This window comes from Mycobacterium sp. 1274756.6, from assembly GCF_001668625.1.
Taxonomy (GTDB): Bacteria; Actinomycetota; Actinomycetes; order Mycobacteriales; family Mycobacteriaceae; genus Mycobacterium.
In genome coordinates this window covers 14,270-35,561 of record NZ_LZLJ01000060.1, presented here as the reverse complement: position 1 = coordinate 35,561, position 21,292 = coordinate 14,270, and the positions used below count along the sequence as shown (strand labels likewise).

Annotated in this window: 13 protein-coding genes; 9 read left to right on the top strand and 4 right to left on the bottom strand. The window is 68.3% G+C overall.

The genetic code is table 11. From position 1 onward, the window contains the following. Nucleotides 1–72: 72 nt before the first annotated feature. The 3 genes from A5643_RS07855 to A5643_RS07845 form a co-directional block, all read right to left on the bottom strand. Nucleotides 73–933, bottom strand: a complete 861-nt coding sequence (locus A5643_RS07855; protein WP_066853664.1) for a cyclopropane mycolic acid synthase family methyltransferase — start codon at nt 931–933, stop codon at nt 73–75. A 136-nt stretch (nt 934–1,069) separates the two neighbouring features. Beyond that, nucleotides 1,070–1,975 (bottom strand): alpha/beta fold hydrolase, encoded by a 906-nt coding sequence (locus A5643_RS07850; protein ID WP_066853846.1) that lies wholly within the window; start codon nt 1,973–1,975, stop codon nt 1,070–1,072. Between the two features lie 2 nt (nt 1,976–1,977). Continuing rightward, nucleotides 1,978–3,339 carry an ABC1 kinase family protein gene (locus tag A5643_RS07845; RefSeq protein WP_197497678.1) on the bottom strand — a complete coding sequence of 454 codons (1,362 nt, stop codon included), beginning with the start codon at nt 3,337–3,339 and terminating at the stop codon, nt 1,978–1,980. Between the two features lie 379 nt (nt 3,340–3,718). On the opposite strand from A5643_RS07845, the gene rplJ reads away from it, so the two are divergent. The 6 genes from rplJ (at nt 3,719) to A5643_RS07815 (ending at nt 17,123) form a co-directional block, all read left to right on the top strand. Continuing rightward, on the top strand, nt 3,719–4,348 hold the full coding sequence (gene rplJ, locus A5643_RS07840; RefSeq protein ID WP_066853662.1) for a 50S ribosomal protein L10: 630 nt from the start codon (nt 3,719–3,721) through the stop codon (nt 4,346–4,348). 51 nt (nt 4,349–4,399) lie between these two features. Beyond that, a complete protein-coding gene (gene rplL, locus A5643_RS07835; protein ID WP_066853660.1) occupies nt 4,400–4,792 on the top strand; it encodes a 50S ribosomal protein L7/L12 in 393 nt (130 codons plus the stop codon). A gap of 240 nt (nt 4,793–5,032) precedes the next feature. After that, a complete protein-coding gene (locus A5643_RS07830; protein ID WP_066853658.1) occupies nt 5,033–6,097 on the top strand; it encodes an ABC transporter ATP-binding protein in 1,065 nt (354 codons plus the stop codon). Nucleotides 6,098–6,497: 400 nt separating this feature from the next. Next, a complete protein-coding gene (gene rpoB, locus A5643_RS07825; protein WP_502686224.1) occupies nt 6,498–9,992 on the top strand; it encodes a DNA-directed RNA polymerase subunit beta in 3,495 nt (1,164 codons plus the stop codon). A 37-nt stretch (nt 9,993–10,029) separates the two neighbouring features. Beyond that, a complete protein-coding gene (locus tag A5643_RS07820; protein ID WP_066853654.1) occupies nt 10,030–13,980 on the top strand; it encodes a DNA-directed RNA polymerase subunit beta' in 3,951 nt (1,316 codons plus the stop codon). Nucleotides 13,981–14,300: 320 nt separating this feature from the next. Then, entirely contained in the window at nt 14,301–17,123 is a 2,823-nt protein-coding gene (locus tag A5643_RS07815; RefSeq protein WP_197497677.1) for a helix-turn-helix transcriptional regulator, read from the top strand. 72 nt (nt 17,124–17,195) lie between these two features. Here A5643_RS07815 and A5643_RS07810 read toward each other — a convergent pair whose 3' ends face one another. Beyond that, nucleotides 17,196–17,609 (bottom strand): hypothetical protein, encoded by a 414-nt coding sequence (locus A5643_RS07810; RefSeq protein WP_066853649.1) that lies wholly within the window; start codon nt 17,607–17,609, stop codon nt 17,196–17,198. Nucleotides 17,610–17,959: 350 nt separating this feature from the next. Here A5643_RS07810 and A5643_RS07805 point away from each other — a divergent pair, with 350 nt between their 5' ends. The 3 genes from A5643_RS07805 (at nt 17,960) to A5643_RS07795 (ending at nt 21,290) form a co-directional block, all read left to right on the top strand. After that, nucleotides 17,960–18,577, top strand: a complete 618-nt coding sequence (locus tag A5643_RS07805; RefSeq protein WP_066853647.1) for a hypothetical protein — start codon at nt 17,960–17,962, stop codon at nt 18,575–18,577. A 156-nt stretch (nt 18,578–18,733) separates the two neighbouring features. Next, the gene (locus A5643_RS07800; RefSeq protein WP_066853645.1) at nt 18,734–19,492 is read left to right on the top strand and encodes a deoxyribonuclease IV; all 759 of its coding nucleotides are present in this window, start codon (nt 18,734–18,736) and stop codon (nt 19,490–19,492) included. A gap of 157 nt (nt 19,493–19,649) precedes the next feature. Continuing rightward, nucleotides 19,650–21,290 carry an acyl-CoA dehydrogenase family protein gene (locus A5643_RS07795; RefSeq protein WP_066853643.1) on the top strand — a complete coding sequence of 547 codons (1,641 nt, stop codon included), beginning with the start codon at nt 19,650–19,652 and terminating at the stop codon, nt 21,288–21,290. The last annotated feature ends 2 nt before the right edge of the window (nt 21,291–21,292 follow it).

Here is a 21,292-nt window from a genome sequence, read left to right as displayed (position 1 = left end):
CGCCGCAAAGCACTGCGGCGCGGAGCCCGTCCGAGGACAGGCGCCGCGCCGCGGTCCGTTTCTGCGTGCTGCTTACTTCTGCAGCGTGAACTGGTTGATGTCGGTGTAGCCGCCCCGGAACAGGTCCGCGCAGCCGACCAGGTACTTGTCGAACCGGTCGTAGGCCTCCTGGCCCTGCACCGCAAGGGCGCGCTCCTTGTTGGCGTGCAGCGCCTCGGCCCACAACTCCAGGGTGCGCACGTAGTGCTGCTGCAGCGACTGGCGGCGGGTCAGGGTGAACCCGGCCTGGTCGGCGTGCTCCTCGACCATCGCGATGGTCGGCAGTCGGCCGCCCGGGAAGATCTCGTCCATGATGAACTTGGTGAACTTGGCGGTGCTGATCGTCACCGGCGGGTGCTCGGCGTCGGGGTCGCGGAAGTCGTGCACGCAGATGGTGTGCAGCAGCATCCGCCCGTCGTCGGGCAGGGCGTTGTAGGCCATTTCGAAGAACGGCTCGTAGCGCTCGAACCCGAAGTGCTCGAACGCGCCGATCGACACGATCCGGTCGACCTTCTCGTCGAACTCCTCCCAGCCCTGCAGCCGGACCTCGACCTTGCGCTCGGTCGGGATCTTGGCCAGCCGGGCCTGGGCGGCCTTCTGCTGGTTCTTGCTGATCGTCAGGCCGATCACGTTGATGTCGTAGTTCTCCAGCGCCCGCTGCATGCCGCCGCCCCAGCCGCAGCCGATGTCCAGCAGGGTCATGCCCGGTTCCAGGCCCAGCTTGCCCAGCGCCAGATCGAACTTGGCGTTCTGCGCCTCGCTGGTGGTCATGTCCTCGCGTTCGAAGTATCCACAGGTGTAGCCCATGGTGGGACCGAGGAACAGCTCGTAGAACTCATCGGAGATGTCGTAGATCGACTGCAGTTCTTCGTACTTCGGCTCTAACTTCGCCATGCGGAAAATCTCCAAACCCGGTTTGCCGGCCTGAGGCGGTGTGCCGTCGCTGCGATCTCAACGCGGCGTGAGGCCAACGTCAGACATTACCCGCCGGGGTGGTCTGGGCTCAAACCGGGGAACGCCCGTTCAGCGGTCAGTGCGCCGCCGCAAAGGTGGCGGTCAGCTCGCCGATCACCCGGTCCCACAGGACCTCGGGAAGATCGTGGCCCATGCCCTCGATCAGCACCAGCCGGGCGCCGCGGATGGCCTTCGCGATCGCCCGCCCGCCCGAGGGCCGCATCAGCTTGTCGGCCAGACCGTGAATCACCACCGTCGGTGCGGCGATCCGGCGGTCGTAGCCGGCCAGGCTGCCGCTGCCCAGGATCGCCGCGAACTGGCGGGTGATCCCCCACGGGTAGTAGCTGCGCTCGTAACCGGCGATCGCGTCGGCGCGCAGCTGCTCTTCGGGGGTGGGGTAGTCGGGGCTGCCGATGATCCGGGAGACCCGCACCGCGTTGTCGACGATCACCTCGCGCGGTGAGGTGGGGGAGGGGCCGGTGAGCAGCGAGAGCAGGGCGCGCGGTGCCGGCGGCGGCAGGCAGGCCCGGTTGTTGCTGGAGAAGATCACCCCCAGCGACCGGGTGCGCTCGGCGAACCGGGCGGCGACGACCTGGGCGATCATCCCGCCCATCGAGGCGCCGACGATGTGGGCGCGCTCGATGCCCAGATGGTCGAGCACCGCGGCGGCGTCGTCGGCCATGTCCTCTAGCGTGTACACCGCCGGGCTGCGCAGCCCCAGAAAGGACCGGATCATCCGCACCGGCAGCGGGCCGCCGGCGTGGCGGCCGGTCAGCTTGGTCGACAGCCCGACGTCGCGGTTGTCGTAGCGGATCACCCGCAGGCCCTCGGCGACCAGCTTCTCGCAGAACGCGGTCCGCCACAGCAGCAGCTGCGCGCCCAGCCCCATGATCAGCAGCACCGGCGGGTCGGCGGGATCGCCCATGTCCTCGTAGGCGATCTCGACGTCGCCGGAGACCGCGGTACCGGTGCGAACCTCCACGGTCACAGCTCCGGACCGGCGTTGTGCTCGCGGCTGACGTCGACCATGAAGTTGGCGAAGTAGCCGGTCAGCTCGGGATCGGACATCATCTGCCAGCGCGGCGCCAGCAGCTTCATATAGCGCTCGACGTAGAGGAACTGCTTGCCGATCAGCACCAGCTCGCGGGGCAGCTTGACGTCGTAGGCGTCGGCCAGCGCGGAGAGCTGCCTGCCGATCTCGGCGTAGGACATGTCCCCGAGCGATTTCATGGTCAGCGGGGTGGCGAAGGCCTCCAGGTCCTTGGCGGCCTGCCCCTCGGGTTTGACGGTGCCGACCGCTCCCATCAGCACGACGATCTTGCCCGCGGCGGCGTGGTCCTTCTTGACCAGCAGCGCATACACCAGCTCGCGCAGCAGCCAGCGGGTGCGTGGGTCGATGCGGCCCATGATCCCGAAGTCGAGGAAGATCACCCTGCCCTGATCGTCGACCAGCAGGTTGCCGGCGTGCAGGTCGCCGTGGAACAGCCCGTGGCGCAGCCCGCCCTCGAAGGTGGAGAACAGCAGCGCCTTGACCAGCTCGACGCCGTCGAAGCCGGCCTCCCGGATAGCCTTGGCGTTGTCGATGCGGATGCCGGCGACCCGCTCCATCGTCAGCACCCGGCGGGTGGTGAAGTCCCAGTGCACGTCGGGCACCTTGATGTTCTTGCCCAGCGGGGAGGCGTGCAGGTGGTTCACCCAGGTCTGCATCGACTGCGCCTCGATGCGGAAGTCGAGTTCCTCGGCGAGGTTGTCGGCGAAGTCGGCGACCACGTCCTGGGCGGACAGCCGCCGGCCCAGCTTGGCGATCTCGACCAGCTGCGCGAAGCGTTTGAGGATCTGCAGGTCCGCGGCCACCCGCCGGCGGATGCCCGGCCGCTGGATCTTGACCACCACCTCCTCGCCGCTGTGCAGGGTGGCGAAGTGCACCTGGGCGATCGAGGCCGACGCGATCGGGGTGTCGTCGAAGCTGGCGAACAGTTCGGTGGGTTCGGCGCCCAACTCCTCCACGATCAGCTTGTGCACCTCGGCCGGATCGGCCGGCGGCACCGCGTCGAGCAGGCTGCGGAACTCCTTCGACAGCGGCTCCCCGAACGCGCCCGGCGACGAAGCGATGATCTGGCCGAACTTCACATAGGTCGGGCCCAGGTCGGAGAAGGTCTGCGGAATCTGCTTGATGACCTTGTGCTGCAGGCCGCCGCGGCCGGGCAGGCTGACCAGCACCCGCGCCCCGGTGCGGGTGAGCTGCCAGCCGGTCGCCCCGATCCGCGCCGCCTCGACCGGCAGCGGCACCCGCGCCAACTTCGCGATCTCGCGGTTCTCCGCCGAACCCGTCCCCGTCGAACCCATCCCCGTAGTGTGCCAAACCCGCCGCTCAACGCCGAGTGGACGGTCCGAACGGGAGCGCATTCACGGCCGGGTCGTCGACTCTGCGCTCAGCACGGGAGAGTGCGAGTAGGCGCCGTGCTCTGCGCAGAGTGAACGGTGACGGGCGCCGTTTTGGCTGATCGGCACCGTCCGCGCTATCGTTGACGGCGATCCACCCAAGACCGTCGGTCACCGAGGAATCGGTTGAAGGTCCGGGAGCATCCCGGCGGCCCACGCAGGAGGACGAGGCAGACGTCGTCACACGACGTTCTTCACGCCCCGACCGCGTCCTGCGTCGGGGCGTTCGTGTTCTCCCGGGTCGGCCGGCGACCACCGAGTCCACCGAACCCAGGAGGTATGCATGGCGAGGGCTGACAAAGCCGCCGCCGTCGCGGACATCGCCGAGCAGTTCAAGGCGTCGACCGCCACCGTCATCACCGAGTACCGCGGCCTGTCGGTGAGCAACCTGGCCGAGTTGCGTCGCTCGCTCAGCGGGACGGCCACCTACTCCGTCGCCAAGAACACGCTGGTGAAGCGGGCTGCCGCCGAGGCGGGCGTGGAGGGGCTGGACGACCTGTTCGTCGGCCCGACCGCGATCGCGTTCGTCACCGGGGAGACGGTCGACGCGGCCAAGGCGATCAAGAAGTTCGCCAAGGACCACAAGGCCCTGGTGATCAAGGGTGGCTACATGGACGGCCACCCGCTGACCGTCGACGAGATCGAGCGCATCGCGGACCTGGAGTCGCGCGAGGTGCTGCTGTCGAAGATGGCCGGCGCGATGAAGGCGAACCTGTCCAAGGCCGCCGGGCTGTTCAGCGCCCCGGCGTCGCAGGTGGCCCGACTGGCCGCCGCGCTGCAGGAGAAGAAGCCCGCCGAGGCCGCCGCTCCCGCCGAACCCGAAGCCGAGGCGCCCGCCGAAGCCGAAACCCCAGCCGAAACCCCAGCCGAGGCGCCCGCCGAGGCCGAAACCCCGGCCGAAGCCGCCGACTAACCCAACCCCCCATCCGGAAAACCACCCGGCAATAAGGAAAGGACCCCAACCATGGCCAAGTTGTCCACCGAGGAACTGCTCGACGTCTTCAAAGAGATGACGCTGCTGGAGCTGTCGGACTTCGTCAAGGCGTTCGAGGAGACCTTCGACGTCACCGCCGCCGCCCCGGTCGCCGCCGTCGCGGCCGCCCCCGGTGGCGCCGCCCCGGCCGCCGAGGCCGCCGAGGAGCAGTCGGAGTTCGACGTCATCCTCGAGGCCGCCGGCGACAAGAAGATCGGCGTCATCAAGGTGGTGCGCGAGGTCGTCTCCGGCCTGGGCCTGAAGGAGGCCAAGGACCTGGTCGACGGCGCGCCCAAGCCGCTGCTCGAGGGCGTCGCCAAGGACGTCGCCGAGGAGGCCAAGACCAAGCTCGAGGCCGCTGGCGCCACCGTCACCCTCAAGTAGTTTCGGCCGTCGAAGGGCCCCCGGGATCACGGTCCCGGGGGCCCTTCCACGTCCCCCGGAGATCCCCCGAACTTCCGATAGCCATCCTGGTCGCGGCCACGCCGCGACGGGTCGGTACTGTGCTCCGGAAAGCCGACCGGGTCTCTGGTCGGAAATATGATCTGGCGAGCAGCGGTGAGCTACAGTGACGGTTGCCACACGGTCAGGTTGGCGGATTAGGCGTAAGCGGAAGGAACTCGCGTGGGCGTAGCAATCGAGGTCGAAGGACTGACCAAGTCTTTCGGCTCGTCACGCATCTGGGAAGACGTGTCGATGACCATCCCCGCGGGGGAAGTCAGCGTCTTGCTGGGCCCGTCGGGTACCGGCAAATCGGTGTTCCTCAAGTCGCTGATCGGTTTGCTGCGCCCCGAGCGCGGCTCGATCAAGATCGAGGGCACCGACATCATCCAGTGCTCGGCCAAGGAGCTCTACGACATCCGCACGCTGTTCGGCGTGCTGTTCCAGGACGGCGCGCTGTTCGGGTCGATGAACCTGTTCGACAACACCGCCTTCCCGCTGCGGGAGCACACCAAGAAGAAGGAGAGCGAGATCCGTGACATCGTCATGGAGAAGCTCGCCCTGGTGGGTCTGACCGGCGACGAGATGAAGTTCCCCGGCGAGATCTCCGGTGGTATGCGTAAGCGCGCCGGGCTGGCCCGCGCCCTGGTGCTCGACCCGGAGATCATCCTCTGCGACGAGCCGGACTCCGGTCTGGACCCGGTGCGTACCGCCTACCTGAGCCAGCTGCTCATCGACATCAACGCCCAGATCGACGCCACGATCCTGATCGTCACGCACAACATCAACATCGCCCGCACCGTGCCGGACAACATGGGCATGCTGTTCCGCAAGCAGCTGGTGATGTTCGGTCCGCGCGAGGTGCTGCTGACCAGCGACGAGCCGGTGGTCAAGCAGTTCCTCAACGGCCGGCGCATCGGCCCGATCGGCATGTCGGAGGAGAAGGACGAGTCGACGATGGCCGAGGAGCAGGCCATGCTCGACGCCGGCCAGCACCACGGCGGTGTGGAGGAGATCGAGGGTGTGCCGCCGCAGCTGTCGGCCTCGCCGGGCATGCCCGAGCGGCAGGCCGTCGGCCGTCGCCAGGAGCGGGTCCGCTCGATCATGCACACCCTGCCCGAGGCCGCCCAGGAGGCGATCCGGGAGTCGATGGAGGACAACGGGCGCTACCACGCCAACGACTCCGGGGACGTCGTCGAATACCCCGACGAGGCGACCACCGCCGTCATCCCGCGCCACCAGGCGTAGCAGCCGGCCGGAGTGAGGAAACTCACGCCGGCCCGGCCCGCGGCCCGAACCGCAACTCGGCTTCCCGAAATGCTTGACGGACGGCGCTAAACAGGTCAATCTTGAGGTCAGCGTGTTCACACACCGAACTCAGGCGACGACAGCCAGCGTCGAGCTCACCGTGATGCCGCGGTTGAGGAATGGCCGATGCTGCGCTATCCTTGGTCGTTGCGCTGGCTGCCCCCTGCCCACCTCACACTCGCCTGACATCGCGGTCCCGGTCTGAGCTCGTTCGACGCCCAGGTTTCCGGCCCCGTGCGTGAGGCCCGGACAGTACGCCCGCCAGCCGAACCGACGCAGAATTCGCGACGATCGGGTCAACCCGACCCGCAGGTCGCATGAGGTGCTGGAAGGACGCATCTTGGCAGTCTCCCGCCAGAGCAAGACGAACCCCTCGAGTACGACCAACGACTCCGTGCCCGGAGCCCCCAACCGAGTCTCCTTCGCCAAGCTGCGCGAGCCGCTGGAGGTGCCCGGCCTGCTCGACGTGCAGACCGACTCGTTCCAGTGGCTGATCGGCGCCGACGAGTGGCGGGAGAAGGCTGCCGCCCGTACCGAGGGCGTTCCCCCCAAGGGCGGCCTGGAGGAGGTGCTCGACGAGCTGTCACCGATCGAGGACTTCTCCGGCACCATGTCGCTGTCCTTTTCCGACCCGCGCTTCGACGACGTCAAGGCGCCGGTCGAGGAGTGCAAAGACAAGGACATGACCTACGCGGCCCCGCTGTTCGTCACGGCCGAGTTCATGAACAACAACACCGGCGAGATCAAGAGCCAGACGGTGTTCATGGGTGACTTCCCGATCATGACCGAGAAGGGCACCTTCATCATCAACGGCACCGAGCGGGTCGTGGTGTCGCAGCTGGTGCGCTCGCCGGGGGTGTACTTCGACGAGAGCATCGACAAGTCGACCGAGAAGAACCTGCACTCGGTGAAGGTGATCCCCAGCCGCGGCGCGTGGCTGGAGTTCGACATCGACAAGCGTGACACGGTCGGGGTGCGTATCGACCGCAAGCGCCGCCAGTCGGTCACCGTGCTGCTCAAGGCGCTGGGCTGGACCAACGAGCAGGTCCGCGAGCGGTTCGGCTTCTCCGAGATCATGATGTCCACCCTGGAGAAGGACTCCACCGCCGGCCCCGACGAGGCGCTGCTGGAGATCTACCGCAAGCTGCGCCCGGGCGAACCGCCCACCAAGGAGTCCGCGCAGGCGCTGCTGGAGAACCTGTTCTTCAAGGACAAGCGCTACGACCTGGCCCGGGTGGGCCGCTACAAGGTCAACAAGAAGCTGGGCCTCAACGTCGACTCGGCGATCACCACGCTGACCGAAGAGGACGTCGTCGCCACCATCGAGTACCTGGTGCGCCTGCACGAGGGCCAGCCGACGATGACCGCCCCCGGCGGCTTCGAGGTGCCGGTCGAGGTCGACGACATCGACCACTTCGGCAACCGTCGCCTGCGCACCGTCGGTGAGCTGATCCAGAACCAGATCCGGGTCGGGCTGTCCCGCATGGAGCGGGTGGTGCGCGAGCGGATGACCACCCAGGACGTCGAGGCGATCACGCCGCAGACCCTGATCAACATCCGCCCGGTGGTCGCCGCGATCAAGGAGTTCTTCGGCACCAGCCAGCTCTCCCAGTTCATGGACCAGAACAACCCGCTGTCCGGGCTGACCCACAAGCGCCGGCTGTCGGCGCTCGGGCCCGGCGGGCTCTCCCGGGAGCGCGCCGGCCTGGAGGTCCGCGACGTGCACCCGAGCCACTACGGCCGGATGTGCCCGATCGAGACCCCGGAAGGCCCCAACATCGGTCTGATCGGGTCGCTGTCGGTGTACGCGCGGGTCAACCCGTTCGGGTTCATCGAGACGCCCTACCGCAAGGTCGTCGACGGGGTGGTCACCGACCAGGTGCAGTACCTGACCGCCGACGAAGAGGACCGCTACGTGGTGGCGCAGGCCAACTCGCCGCTGGACGACGACGGCCGGTTCTCCGAGAGCCGCGTGCTGGTGCGCCGCAAGGGCGGCGAGGTCGAGTACGTCTCCTCCGCCCAGGTGGAGTACATGGACGTCTCGCCGCGCCAGATGGTCTCGGTGGCCACCGCGATGATCCCGTTCCTGGAGCACGACGACGCCAACCGCGCCCTGATGGGGGCGAACATGCAGCGTCAGGCGGTGCCGCTGGTGCGCAGCGAGTCGCCGCTGGTGGGCACCGGCATGGAGTTGCGGGCCGCCATCGACGCTGGTGAAGTGGTCGTCGCCGAGAAGGCCGGGGTCATCGAGGAGGTGTCGGCCGACTACATCACGGTGATGGCCGACGACGGCAGCCGCCAGACCTACATGATGCGCAAGTTCAACCGGTCCAACCACGGCACCTGCGCCAACCAGCGCCCGATCGTGGACGCCGGCCAGCGCGTCGAGGACGGTCAGGTCATCGCCGACGGCCCGTGCACCGAGAACGGTGAGATGGCACTGGGCAAGAACCTGCTCGTGGCGATCATGCCGTGGGAGGGCCACAACTACGAGGACGCGATCATCCTGTCCAACCGCCTGGTTGAGGAGGACGTGCTCACCTCGATCCACATCGAGGAGCACGAGATCGACGCCCGCGACACCAAGCTGGGCGCCGAGGAGATCACCCGCGACATCCCCAACATCTCCGACGAGGTGCTCGCCGACCTCGATGAGCGCGGCATCGTGCGCATCGGCGCGGAGGTCCGCGACGGCGACATCCTGGTCGGCAAGGTCACCCCGAAGGGGGAGACCGAGCTGACCCCCGAGGAGCGGCTGCTGCGCGCGATCTTCGGCGAGAAGGCCCGCGAGGTGCGCGACACCTCGCTGAAGGTGCCGCACGGGGAGTCCGGCAAGGTGATCGGCATCCGGGTGTTCTCCCGCGAGGACGACGACGAACTGCCCGCCGGCGTCAACGAACTGGTGCGGGTCTACGTCGCCCAGAAGCGCAAGATCTCCGACGGTGACAAGCTCGCCGGCCGGCACGGCAACAAGGGTGTGATCGGCAAGATCCTCGCGACCGAGGACATGCCCTTCCTGCCCGACGGCACCCCGGTCGACATCATCTTGAACACCCACGGTGTGCCGCGCCGGATGAACATCGGCCAGATCCTGGAGACCCACCTGGGGTGGGTGGCCAAGGCCGGCTGGAACATCGATGTCGTCGGCGGCACCCCGGACTGGGCGAGCAAGCTGCCCGAGGAGCTGCTGTCCGCGGAGCCGGACACCAAGACCGCCACCCCGGTCTTCGACGGTGCCCAGGAGGAGGAGCTGCAGGGGCTGTTGGCCTCGACGCTGCCCGACCGGGACGGCAACGTGCTGGTCAACGGCGACGGCAAGGCGGTGCTCTACGACGGGCGCTCCGGTGAGCCGTTCCCGTACCCGGTGACCGTCGGCTACATGTACATCATGAAGCTGCACCACCTGGTGGACGACAAGATCCACGCCCGCTCCACCGGCCCGTACTCGATGATCACCCAGCAGCCGCTGGGCGGTAAGGCGCAGTTCGGTGGGCAGCGGTTCGGTGAGATGGAGTGCTGGGCGATGCAGGCCTACGGCGCGGCCTACACGCTGCAGGAGCTGCTGACGATCAAGTCCGACGACACGGTCGGGCGGGTCAAGGTCTACGAGGCCATCGTCAAGGGGGAGAACATCCCCGAGCCCGGCATCCCGGAATCGTTCAAGGTGCTGCTCAAGGAGCTGCAGTCGCTGTGCCTCAACGTCGAGGTGCTCTCCAGCGACGGTGCGGCCATCGAGCTGCGCGAAGGCGAGGACGACGACCTGGAGCGCGCTGCGGCGAACCTGGGTATCAACCTGTCCCGCAACGAATCCGCCTCGGTTGAGGACCTCGCTTAGTTACTAGTACCAAACCCGCAAGGGGAAAGGGCGTTACGTGCTCGACGTCAACTTCTTCGACGAACTCCGGATCGGTCTGGCCACCGCCGACGACATCCGGCAATGGTCCTACGGCGAGGTGAAGAAGCCGGAGACCATCAACTACCGCACGCTCAAACCGGAGAAGGACGGCCTGTTCTGCGAGAAGATCTTCGGGCCGACCCGCGACTGGGAGTGCTACTGCGGCAAGTACAAGCGGGTGCGCTTCAAGGGCATCATCTGTGAGCGCTGCGGTGTGGAGGTCACCCGCGCCAAGGTGCGCCGCGAGCGGATGGGCCACATCGAGCTGGCCGCCCCGGTCACCCACATCTGGTACTTCAAGGGCGTGCCGTCGCGTCTCGGGTACCTGTTGGACCTGGCTCCGAAGGACCTCGAGAAGATCATCTACTTCGCCGCCTACGTCATCACCGGCGTCGATGACGAGATGCGCCACAACGAGCTGTCCACCCTCGAAGCCGAGATGACCGTGGAGCGCAAGGCCGTCGAGGACCAGCGCGACACCGACCTGGAGGCCCGCGCCCAGAAGCTGGAGGCCGACCTGGCCGAGCTGGAGGCCGAGGGCGCCAAGGCCGACGCGCGCCGCAAGGTGCGCGACGGCGGTGAGCGCGAGATGCGCCAGCTGCGCGACCGCGCCCAGCGGGAGCTGGACCGGCTCGAGGAGATCTGGACCACGTTCACCAAGCTGGCGCCCAAGCAGCTGATCGTCGACGAGAACCTCTACCGCGAGCTCATCGACCGCTACGGCGAGTACCTCACCGGGGCGATGGGTGCCGAGGCGATCCAGAAGCTGATCGAGAGCTTCGACATCGACGCCGAGGCCGACTCGCTGCGCGACATCATCAAGAACGGCAAGGGGCAGAAGAAGCTGCGCGCCCTCAAGCGGCTGAAGGTGGTCGCGGCGTTCCAGCAGTCGGGCAACTCGCCGATGGGCATGGTGCTCGACGCGGTGCCGGTGATCCCGCCGGAACTGCGCCCGATGGTCCAGCTCGACGGTGGCCGCTTCGCCACCTCCGACCTCAACGACCTGTACCGGCGGGTGATCAACCGCAACAACCGCCTCAAGCGGCTGATGGATCTGGGTGCGCCCGAGATCATCGTCAACAACGAGAAGCGGATGCTGCAGGAGTCGGTCGACGCGCTGTTCGACAACGGCCGCCGCGGCCGGCCGGTCACCGGGCCGGGCAACCGTCCGCTGAAGTCGCTGAGCGATCTGCTCAAGGGCAAGCAGGGCCGGTTCCGCCAGAACCTGCTCGGTAAGCGTGTGGACTACTCGGGCCGTTCGGTCATCGTGGTCGGCCCGCAGCTCAAGCTGCACCAGTGCGGTCTGCCCAAGCTGATGGCACTCGAGCTGTTCAAGCCGTTCGTGATGAAGCGGCTGGTGGACCTCAACCACGCGCAGAACATCAAGAGCGCCAAGCGGATGGTGGAGCGTCAGCGTCCGCAGGTGTGGGATGTGCTCGAAGAGGTCATCGCCGAGCACCCGGTGCTGCTCAACCGCGCACCGACCCTGCACCGCCTCGGGATCCAGGCTTTCGAGCCGATGCTGGTGGAGGGCAAGGCGATCCAGCTGCACCCGCTGGTGTGTGAGGCCTTCAACGCCGACTTCGACGGTGACCAGATGGCGGTGCACCTGCCGCTGTCGGCCGAGGCGCAGGCCGAGGCCCGCATCCTGATGCTGTCCTCGAACAACATCCTGTCCCCGGCCTCGGGCCGTCCGCTGGCCATGCCGCGGCTGGACATGGTGACCGGTCTGTACTACCTGACCACCGAGATCGAGGGCGACACCGGCGAATACGCGCCGGCCACCAAGGATGCCCCGGAGTCGGGGGTGTACTCCTCGCCGGCGGAGGCCATCATGGCCGCCGACCGCGGCGCGCTGAGCGTGCGGGCCCGCATCAAGGTGCGGCTGAGCGACCAGCGGCCGCCCGCCGACATCGAGGCGGAGCTGTTCGGCGAGAACGGTTGGCGTCCCGGTGACGCCTGGTCCACCGAGACGACGCTGGGCCGGGTGATGTTCAACGAGCTGCTGCCGGTGGGCTACCCGTTCGTGAACAAGCAGATGCACAAGAAGGTGCAGGCCGCGATCATCAACGATCTGGCCGAGCGCTACCCGATGATCGTCGTCGCCCAGACCGTCGACAAGCTCAAGGACGCCGGCTTCTACTGGGCCACCCGCAGTGGGGTCACGGTCTCCATGGCCGACGTGCTGGTGCCGCCGCGCAAGAAGGAGATCCTCGACGCCTACGAGGCCCGTGCCGACAAGGTGGAGAAGCAGTTCCAGCGCGGGGCGCTCAACCGCGAGGAGCGCACCGAGGCGCTGGTGGAGATCTGGAAGGAAGCCACCGACGAGGTCGGTGAGGCGCTGCGCGACCACTACCCGGCCGACAACCCGATCATCACGATCGTGGAGTCCGGCGCCACCGGTAACTTCACCCAGACCCGCACCCTGGCGGGGATGAAGGGCCTGGTGACCAACCCGAAGGGTGAGTTCATCCCGCGTCCGATCAAGTCCTCCTTCCGGGAGGGCCTGACCGTGCTGGAGTACTTCATCAACACCCACGGTGCGCGTAAGGGTCTGGCCGACACCGCGTTGCGGACCGCCGACTCGGGTTACCTGACCCGTCGTCTGGTCGACGTCTCCCAGGACGTCATCGTGCGCGAGCACGACTGCGGCACCGAGCGGGGTATCACCGTGGAGCTGGCCGAGCGTCAGCCCGACGGCACCCTGATCCGCGACCCGCACATCGAGACGTCGGCGTATGCCCGCACGCTGGCCACCGACGCCCTCGACGAGGACGGCAACGTGGTGGTCGAGGCCGGCCACGACCTGGGCGACCCGGCGATCGAGGCGGCGTTGGCCGCCGGGATCACCGCGGTGCGGGTCCGCTCGGTGCTGACCTGCGGCACCGGCACCGGGGTGTGCGCGCTGTGCTACGGGCGGTCGATGGCGACCGGCAAGCTGGTCGACATCGGTGAGGCCGTCGGCATCGTGGCCGCCCAGTCCATCGGTGAGCCCGGTACCCAGCTGACCATGCGCACCTTCCACCAGGGTGGTGTCGGTGAGGACATCACCGGTGGTCTGCCGCGGGTGCAGGAGCTGTTCGAGGCGCGGGTGCCGCGCGGTAAGGCGCCGATCGCCGACGTGTCCGGCCGGATCCGGCTGGAGGAGGACGAGCGGTTCTACAAGATCACCATCATCCCCGACGACGGCGGGGAGGAGCTGGTCTACGACAAGCTCTCCAAGCGTCAGCGGCTGAAGGTGTTCAAGCACGCCGACGGTGAGGAGCGGCTGCTGGCCGACGGCGACCACGTCGAGGTGGGCCAGCAGTTGCTGGAGGGCTCCGCCGACCCGCACGAGGTGCTGCGCGTGCAGGGCCCGCGTGAGGTGCAGATCCACCTGGTCAAGGAGGTCCAGGAGGTCTACCGCGCCCAGGGTGTGTCGATCCACGACAAGCACATCGAGGTGATCGTCCGGCAGATGCTGCGCCGGGTGACCATCATCGACTCCGGGTCCACGGAGTTCCTGCCCGGCTCGCTCACCGAGCGCGCCGAGTTCGAGTCCGAGAACCGGCGGGTGATGGCCGAGGGCGGCGAGCCCGCCGCGGGCCGCCCGGTGCTGATGGGGATCACCAAGGCGTCGCTGGCCACCGACTCGTGGCTGAGCGCGGCGTCGTTCCAGGAGACCACCCGGGTGCTCACCGACGCGGCGATCAACTGCCGCAGTGACCGCCTCGAGGGTCTGAAGGAGAACGTGATCATCGGTAAGTTGATCCCGGCCGGTACCGGCATCAACCGCTACCGCAACATCCAGGTGCAGCCCACCGAGGAGGCCCGAGCCGCGGCGTACACGATCCCGTCGTACGAGGATCAGTACTACAGCCCGGACTTCGGCACCGCCACCGGTGCCGCGGTGCCGCTGGACGACTACGGCTACTCCGACTACCGGTAAGTACGAGAACGAGGAAAGCCCCGGGTGCGCCCGGGGCTTTCCTCGTTGTCAACCCCGTGCGTCGAGGTACACCCTCGCGCGTCGAGGTACACCCTCGCGTCGAGTACGCCCTCGTGCGTCGAGCGTGAAGACAAGTTCACGCTCGACGCCGAGGGTGAACCTGTCTTCACGTTCGGTGGTGGGCGGGGCGGCAGCCGCACCAGCCGCCCGACCCGCCGGCGATGACAAAGCCCCTGGTGGCCCACGCATAGCGAGAGCTGCGGTTTTCTTCCACCCCGTGCGGCGCGTGGTTAGCATCTGCAGAGGAGAACAGACGGTCGGTGCACCGGCCCAGTGAGGTGGAGCGTCTGGTCGTGAAGGATGTGCCGCGCAGCGGTGATCCGCGCCAGCAGCGGGGGATGTCCCAGCGTCACCCCGGATTCGACAGCGTGCCCATCCCGCGCGACGTGCCCGTCACCGGCCGGGTTCCGGTCCATCTGACCCGCTTCATCGGGCGGGAAGCCGAGCTCGACGAGGTGCGGCAGCTGGTGTGCGCCCACCGGCTGGTGACGCTGGTCGGCGCGGGCGGCGTGGGCAAGACGCGGTTGGCCGAACAGCTCGCCGGCTCGGTCACCGACGAGGCGTGGTGGGTGGACTTGGCGCCGATCGTCGACCCCGACCTGGTCCCGGTGCGGTTGGCCCGCGCGTTGCTGCTGCCCGACCAGCCGGGGCGCTCGACGCTGCAGACCGTCGTCGACTTCCTCGCCGACCGCACGACAACGGTGATCTTGGACAACTGCGAGCACCTGCTGGACGCGTGCGCGGAGCTGGTGGGCGCGTTGTTGAGCGCCTGCCCGCGGCTGAGGATCGTGGCGACCAGCCGCGAACCGCTCGGGGTAACCGGGGAGGCGACCTGGCTGACACCGTCGCTGACCTTGGCCGACGAGGCGATCGAGTTATTCACCGACCGGGCTCGTCTGGCCCGCCCGGACTTCGTCGCGACCGGTGACCAGGGCGCGGCGGTGGCCGAGATCTGTCGCCGACTGGACGGCGTGGCGTTGGCGATCGAGCTGGCGGCGGCCCGAGTCCGGGCGTTGAGCCCCATCGACATCGTCGACGGGCTGCACGACCGATTCCGGTTGCTGACCGGCGGGAGCCGCGCCGCGGTCCCGCGCCAGCAGACCCTGCGGGCGTCGGTCGACTGGTCGCACGCCTTGCTCAGTGCGCGCGAACAGCTGCTGTTCCGCAGGTTGGCGGTGTTCATGGGCGGCTTCGACCTCGACGCCGCGGTGGCGGTGGCAGGCGAGCCCGAGGTGGCGCGCCCCCAGCTCGTCGACGAGCTTTCGCTGCTGGTCGGCAAGTCGCTGGTGCTGGCCCGCGACAGCGGACGCGGCACCCGGTATCGGCTGCTCGAGACGGTGCGGGAGTACGCACTGGAAAAACTCGAGGACTCCGGCGAGGCCGATGCAGTGCGCAGCCGCCACCGCGACCATTACACCGAGCTGTTCGCCGCCCCGCGATCCGGCGCTGTTGGGCGCTGGACCGAACGCGCCGAGGTGGAGATCGACAACGTGCGGGCGGCATTCGCCTGGAGCCGCGACCACGGCGACGCCGACGCCGGGTCGCGGCTGGCATCGTCGCTGCAACCTCTGTGGCTGCGCGGCCGCATCACCGAGGGGCTGAGCTGGTTCGACGCCATCGGCGCCGACACCACCGTGGCGCCGTCCACCCGGGCCCGCACCCTGGCTGATCGGCTGATCCTCAACCAGTTGGCCGGTGTGCTCGGCCGGCTGGACGAGGCCGATCAGGCGTTGGCGATTGCCCGGAACCTCGATGCCGCCGACCCGGCCCTGCTCGCCTGGGTGCTCACCGCCTGCGGCTGCACCTGCCTCTTCCGTCCCGAGTTGGCGCTGCCGTACTTCGCCGAGGCCGTGCAGCTGTGCCGGTCGGTCGGTGATGCCTGGCAGCTGGCGCAGGTCCTGGGCTGGCAGGCCCTGGCCGCGTTTGTGGCGGGCGATCCGGCCGGGGCCCGCGCGGCCGGCGAGGAAGGCGGTCGTCTGGCCGACCGGATCGGTGAGGATTCGGTGTCCCGGCTCTGCTGCTGGTGCATCGGGTTGGCGCGGTGGCTCGCCGGCGACCTGACCGAAGCCGAGGCGCTGCTGACCGACCTGGCGGACCAAGCGCGCGCCGCCCACCACCTGCTGATCGAGGCGGTAGGCGCCCAGACGCTGGGCATGGTGCACGCTTACCGCGGCGATGCGGCCGGGGCGGGTGCCGCGGCGGCCTCGGCGCGGGAGGCCGCCGCCGTGCTGGCGGTCGGCTTCCACCAGGGCGCGGCGTGTGGGGCGTCGGCATATGCGTCGCTGGCCGGTGCGGACGTGACCGGCGCGATCGATGCGGCGACGGCGGGTTGGCAGGCGTGTCGGCAGACCGAACTGCTGGCCATCAACTGCGACCCGATCGCCGAGGCGACTTTGGCAGCCGGCGATGTCGCGTCGGCACGCCAGTGGGTGGAGCGGGCGATCGCGACGGCCGCGGGTGTGCATCGAATGGTGTTGCTCGCCACACGTGTTCGGGTGGCCATCGCCGAGAACGACTGCGAAAAGGCCTATCGAGATGGCTATGAGGCGCTGGGGATCGCCGCGGAGACCGGGGCATACCTGACCGTTCCCGATGTTCTGGACTGCCTTGCCGGCTTGGCTACGACTCCTGCCGGGAGGCACAAAGCCGCGCGCCTTTTCGGTGCGGCACAAGCGTTGCGGGACCAGACTGGTCAGGTGCGATTCTCCTGCTACGACGTCGCATACCACCAGGCGGTACGCGTTGCCCGTGGCGCGATAGGTGATGGGGCCTTCGATGACGGATGGGCCGAGGGTGCCGGCTTGTCCCCCCAGGCAGCGATCTCCTACGCACTGCGCGGCCACGGTGCCCGCAAACGGCCCACGACGGGATGGTCGGCCCTTACCCCGGCCGAACTCGATGTGATTCGGTTGGTCCGCGAAGGAATCGGCAATAAAGACATCGCCGCAAGGCTTTTCGTCTCACCGCGCACCGTCCAGACCCACCTGTCCCACATCTACACGAAGCTGAGTGTGACCTCGCGGGTTCAGCTGGTTCAGGAAGTGACTGGCGGCGAGCGATATCCACGACCGGTCATGGGTTGATCGCTCGGTGGAGCGGTCGCTGGGCTGCCGTCGCCGGTGTCGTTGCGGCGGCAGCCCCGGCCGGCGGAACGCTCAGTAGATCACGCTGTGTGAGGCGGAGTTTCCCGAGCCGTTGCAGCTCACGGTGACGTCCCAGGTTCCGCCCAGTTGCGGGGCCGGGATCCAGATCGGCGCCGAGGGCCCGCGGCCGGTCAGCGCCACTCCGGAATCGAACGGAATCGGCAGTGTCTCCCCGGTGCCGACGGAGTGGTAGCTGCACCATTCCGTCACCCCATCAGGGTTGCCGCCATCGAGAACGGTGGCCCACAGGCTGAGGCCGCCGCCTTCGTACTGAACCCACAGGTCGAGGGTGCCGAACATAACCGGGTTGGCGTTGGCTTGCGCGGTCCCGGCCCCCACCAGGGGCAGAGCCGCGATCGTCAGGGCTGTCGCAGCCCCGCCGATCGCGGACGCGCGAACCGCTTTCAGCGCGCGGATGGTACTCATGATCTGTTCCTCTCTGATGCAGCGGGCCGGGCGGCTCGCGGTCGGCGGGACGCACCGCCCGAACCGGGTTTGGTCCCGGCGTCGGTGCCCGGGATTCGGCCGGAAACCTGGCGTGCCCTGATGTATTCGGTTGTGTGAGTCGACTATCCGAGCAGGCCAGACGGACAACATCGGCCAAAACGCGTATATCGACATGACGTCGCGTGATGCGTACCTGCGCGCCGATATCTACGCGGTTTAGCTGATGTTCTCGCCGACTGAGCGGTCGAATACTCGACCGGTCCGAATAAACCCCGACCACGGCAGGCAGACGAACGATGCCGGGTCCGGCACCCAGAAAGGCAAAAACCATGACCTCGCACTACAGCGACGACCGCACACACCGCGGCCCCAACGCCGCGGCCCAGCGCTCCCGCCACGTTCCGCCACAACCGTCGACCTTCACGACCGGCTCCGGCCGGCGCATGTCCTTCATCGAGCAACTGATTGCGCAAGGCATGCGCGGAGAACTCATCGCCCAGCCGTGGTTTCAATCGCTGCGCCAGGACAACCCCAACGCGGTGCTGGGAGTGACGTTGGGATCGGTCGGCCTGTTGTCCGTCGCCCTACCGGGAACGAGCCTGATGACGTTCTCGGTTATCGCGGTGATCGGCCGACTGGTCACCGTCGGACTGTGGCTCGTCTTCGGGTACGTCGCCCTGGCGTTGGGCACCCCGCGAGCACACCGGCTCCTGCACTGGGCATCGATTCTGGCGGCGGTGGCATGGTCACTGTGCGTGGCGGTTTCGGTGTCGGCGCTCGAGTTCTTTGAGCACTGGAATCATGTCGCCCGGGAATGGGGGACGCCGACGCAGTCGATCGGCCTGATCGTTTTCGACCTGCTCCTCAACGTGGCCACCGCTGTGCTGTTCGGCTACCTGGCCGTGGCGGTACATCGGGGGCTCAAGCGGGTCGGCGCACGACGCTAGGAGCCTGCTGCGAGGCCGTGGGACAGATCCTCGTGCGTCGAGTACGCCCTCGCGCGTCGAGTGTGAAGACAGGTTCACGCTCGACGCCGAGGGTGAACTTGTCTTCACGTTCGGTGGTGGTCGGGGGCGAGTTGGCCGGTCACTAGACTGGCCGGCGTGCTCATCGGTTCTCACGTCAGCCCGAAAGACCCGATCGCGGCGGCGAAAGCCGACGGCGCCGACACGGTGCAGATCTTCCTGGGCAACCCGCAAAGCTGGAAGGCGCCCAAACCCCGCGAGGACGCCGCCGCGCTGCGCGAGTCGGGCCTGCCGATCTACGTCCACGCCCCGTACCTGATCAACGTCGCCTCGGCGAACAACCGGGTGCGCATCCCCTCGCGCAAGATCCTGCAGCAGACCTGTGATGCCGCCGCCGACATCGGGGCCAAGGCGGTCATCGTGCACGGCGGGCACCTCGCCGCCGACGAGGACCCCGTCGACGGGTTCGTCCGCTGGCGCAAGGCTCTCGACCAGCTCGAGTCCGAGGTGCCGGTGTATGTGGAGAACACCGCCGGCGGGCAGAACGCGATGGCCCGGCGCTTCGACACGATCGCCGGGCTGTGGGAGCACATCGGCGACACCGGGGTCGGGTTCTGCCTGGACACCTGCCACACCTGGGCGGCGGGGGAGTCGCTGCTCGACGCGGTGGACCGGATCAAGGCCATCACCGGGCGCATCGACCTGGTGCACTGCAACGACTCCAAGGACGCGCCCGGCTCCGGCCGGGACCGCCACGCCAACTTCGGTACCGGGGAGATCGACCCGCAACTGCTGGTCGCGGTGGTCAAAGCGGCGGGCGCCCCGGTGATCTGCGAAACCGCCGAAGAGGGCCGCAAGGACGACATCGCGTTCCTGCGCGACCAGCTGGGCGCGTAGCCGACCCGGGTAATCCCTGAGATCGACGTCAAATCGGCCCGATCCGGTCTTTTTTCGCCCTGTACCGCCGCTGAGGTGTCGATTTCAGGGGCGTCGCACGCCCAACCTGCCTATTACAGTCCTTGTTCGGTTGTGGAAAAGCTGTAACACTGAGGTCATGTCCGACACCCACACCGTCACCAACCAGGTCCCGCCGCTGGAGGGACACAACCCCGCCACCTCGCCGATGCTGATCGAGGCCCTGATCCGCGAGGGCGGCGACTGGGGCGTGGACGAGGTCACCGAACTCGGCGCCCTCGCCGGCACCGCCCAAGCGCGGCGCTGGGGGGAGCTGGCCGACCGCAACCGGCCGATCCTGCGCACCCACGACGCGGTGGGCCACCGCATCGACCAGGTCGAATACGACCCGGCCTACCACGAACTGATGCGCACCGCGATCGGCCACGGCCTACACGCCGCACCCTGGGCCGACCCCCGGCCCGGCGCCCACGTGGTGCGCGCCGCCAAGATGGGCGCGTGGACCGTCGAGCCCGGCCACCTGTGCCCGATCTCGATGACCTACGCGGCGGTGCCCGCCCTGCGCTACAACCCGGAGCTGGCCGAACGCTACGAGCCGCTGCTCACCAGCCGCAGCTACGACCCGGACCCGACCGCGGTGGCCACCGCCAAGGCCGGCATCACCGCCGGGATGTCGATGACCGAGAAGCAGGGCGGCTCGGACGTGCGGGCCGGCACCTCCACCGCCACCCCCAACGGCGACGGCAGCTACACCCTCACCGGCCACAAGTGGTTCACCTCCGCTCCGATGGGCGACATCTTTCTGGTGCTCGCCCAAGCCCCCGGCGGGTTGAGCTGTTTCCTGCTGCCCCGGGTGCTACCGGATGGCACCCGCAACCGCATGCGGCTGCAGCGGCTGAAGGACAAACTCGGCGACCACGCCAACGCCTCCTCGGAGGTGGAGTACGACGGCGCGACCGTCTGGCTGGTCGGGGAGGAGGGCCGGGGGGTCGCGGTGATCATCGAGATGGTCAACCTCACCCGCCTGGACTGCGCCCTGGCCAGCGCCACCAGCATGCGCACCGGACTGAGCCGCGCCATCTACCACGCCCAGCACCGCAAGGCCTTCGGCGCCTACCTGATCGACCAGCCGCTGATGCGCAACGTGCTCGCCGATCTCGCCGTGGAGGCCGAGGCCGCCACCATGGTCGCGATGCGGATGGCCGGTGCCACCGACAACGCGGTGCGCGGTGACGAGTACGACGCGCTGCTGCGGCGCATCGGGCTGGCCGCCGCCAAGTACTGGCTGTGCAAGCAGGCCACCCCGCACGCGGCGGAGGCGATGGAATGTCTGGGCGGCAACGGCTACATCGAGGACTCCGGCATGCCGCGGCTGTTCCGCGAGGCGCCGCTGATGGGCATCTGGGAGGGTTCCGGCAACGTCAGCGCTCTGGACACCTTGCGCGCCATCGCCACCCAACCCAAATCGGTCGACGTGCTCTTCGACGACATCGAGAAAACCGCCGGACAGGACCCCCGCCTCGACGCCCATGTCGCGGCACTGAAAACCCAACTGCACCACCTCGACGACCTCACCGAGGCGCAGCTACGCGCCCGCCGGATCGCCGAGGACATCTGCCTGGCGCTGCAGGCGACCCTGCTGGTTCGCCACGGCCACCCCGCGATCACCGAGGCCTTCCTGGCCACCCGGCTCGACCGCGACTACGGCCACGCCTACGGAACCCTGCCACCCGGACTGGATCTCGCGCCGATCCTCGACCGCGTCCTGGTCAAGGGCTAGCC

What these genes read in the sequence shown, in the direction of transcription:
- rplJ (WP_066853662.1), top strand. Translation starts at nt 3,719, where the DNA reads ATGGCGAGGGCTGACAAAGCCGCCGCCGTCGCGGACATCGCCGAGCAG.
- A5643_RS07810 (WP_066853649.1), bottom strand. Translation starts at nt 17,609, where the DNA reads ATGAGTACCATCCGCGCGCTGAAAGCGGTTCGCGCGTCCGCGATCGGC.
- A5643_RS07795 (WP_066853643.1), top strand. Translation starts at nt 19,650, where the DNA reads ATGTCCGACACCCACACCGTCACCAACCAGGTCCCGCCGCTGGAGGGA.
- A5643_RS07845 (WP_197497678.1), bottom strand. Translation starts at nt 3,339, where the DNA reads ATGGGTTCGACGGGGACGGGTTCGGCGGAGAACCGCGAGATCGCGAAG.
- A5643_RS07805 (WP_066853647.1), top strand. Translation starts at nt 17,960, where the DNA reads ATGACCTCGCACTACAGCGACGACCGCACACACCGCGGCCCCAACGCC.
- A5643_RS07855 (WP_066853664.1), bottom strand. Translation starts at nt 933, where the DNA reads ATGGCGAAGTTAGAGCCGAAGTACGAAGAACTGCAGTCGATCTACGAC.
- rplL (WP_066853660.1), top strand. Translation starts at nt 4,400, where the DNA reads ATGGCCAAGTTGTCCACCGAGGAACTGCTCGACGTCTTCAAAGAGATG.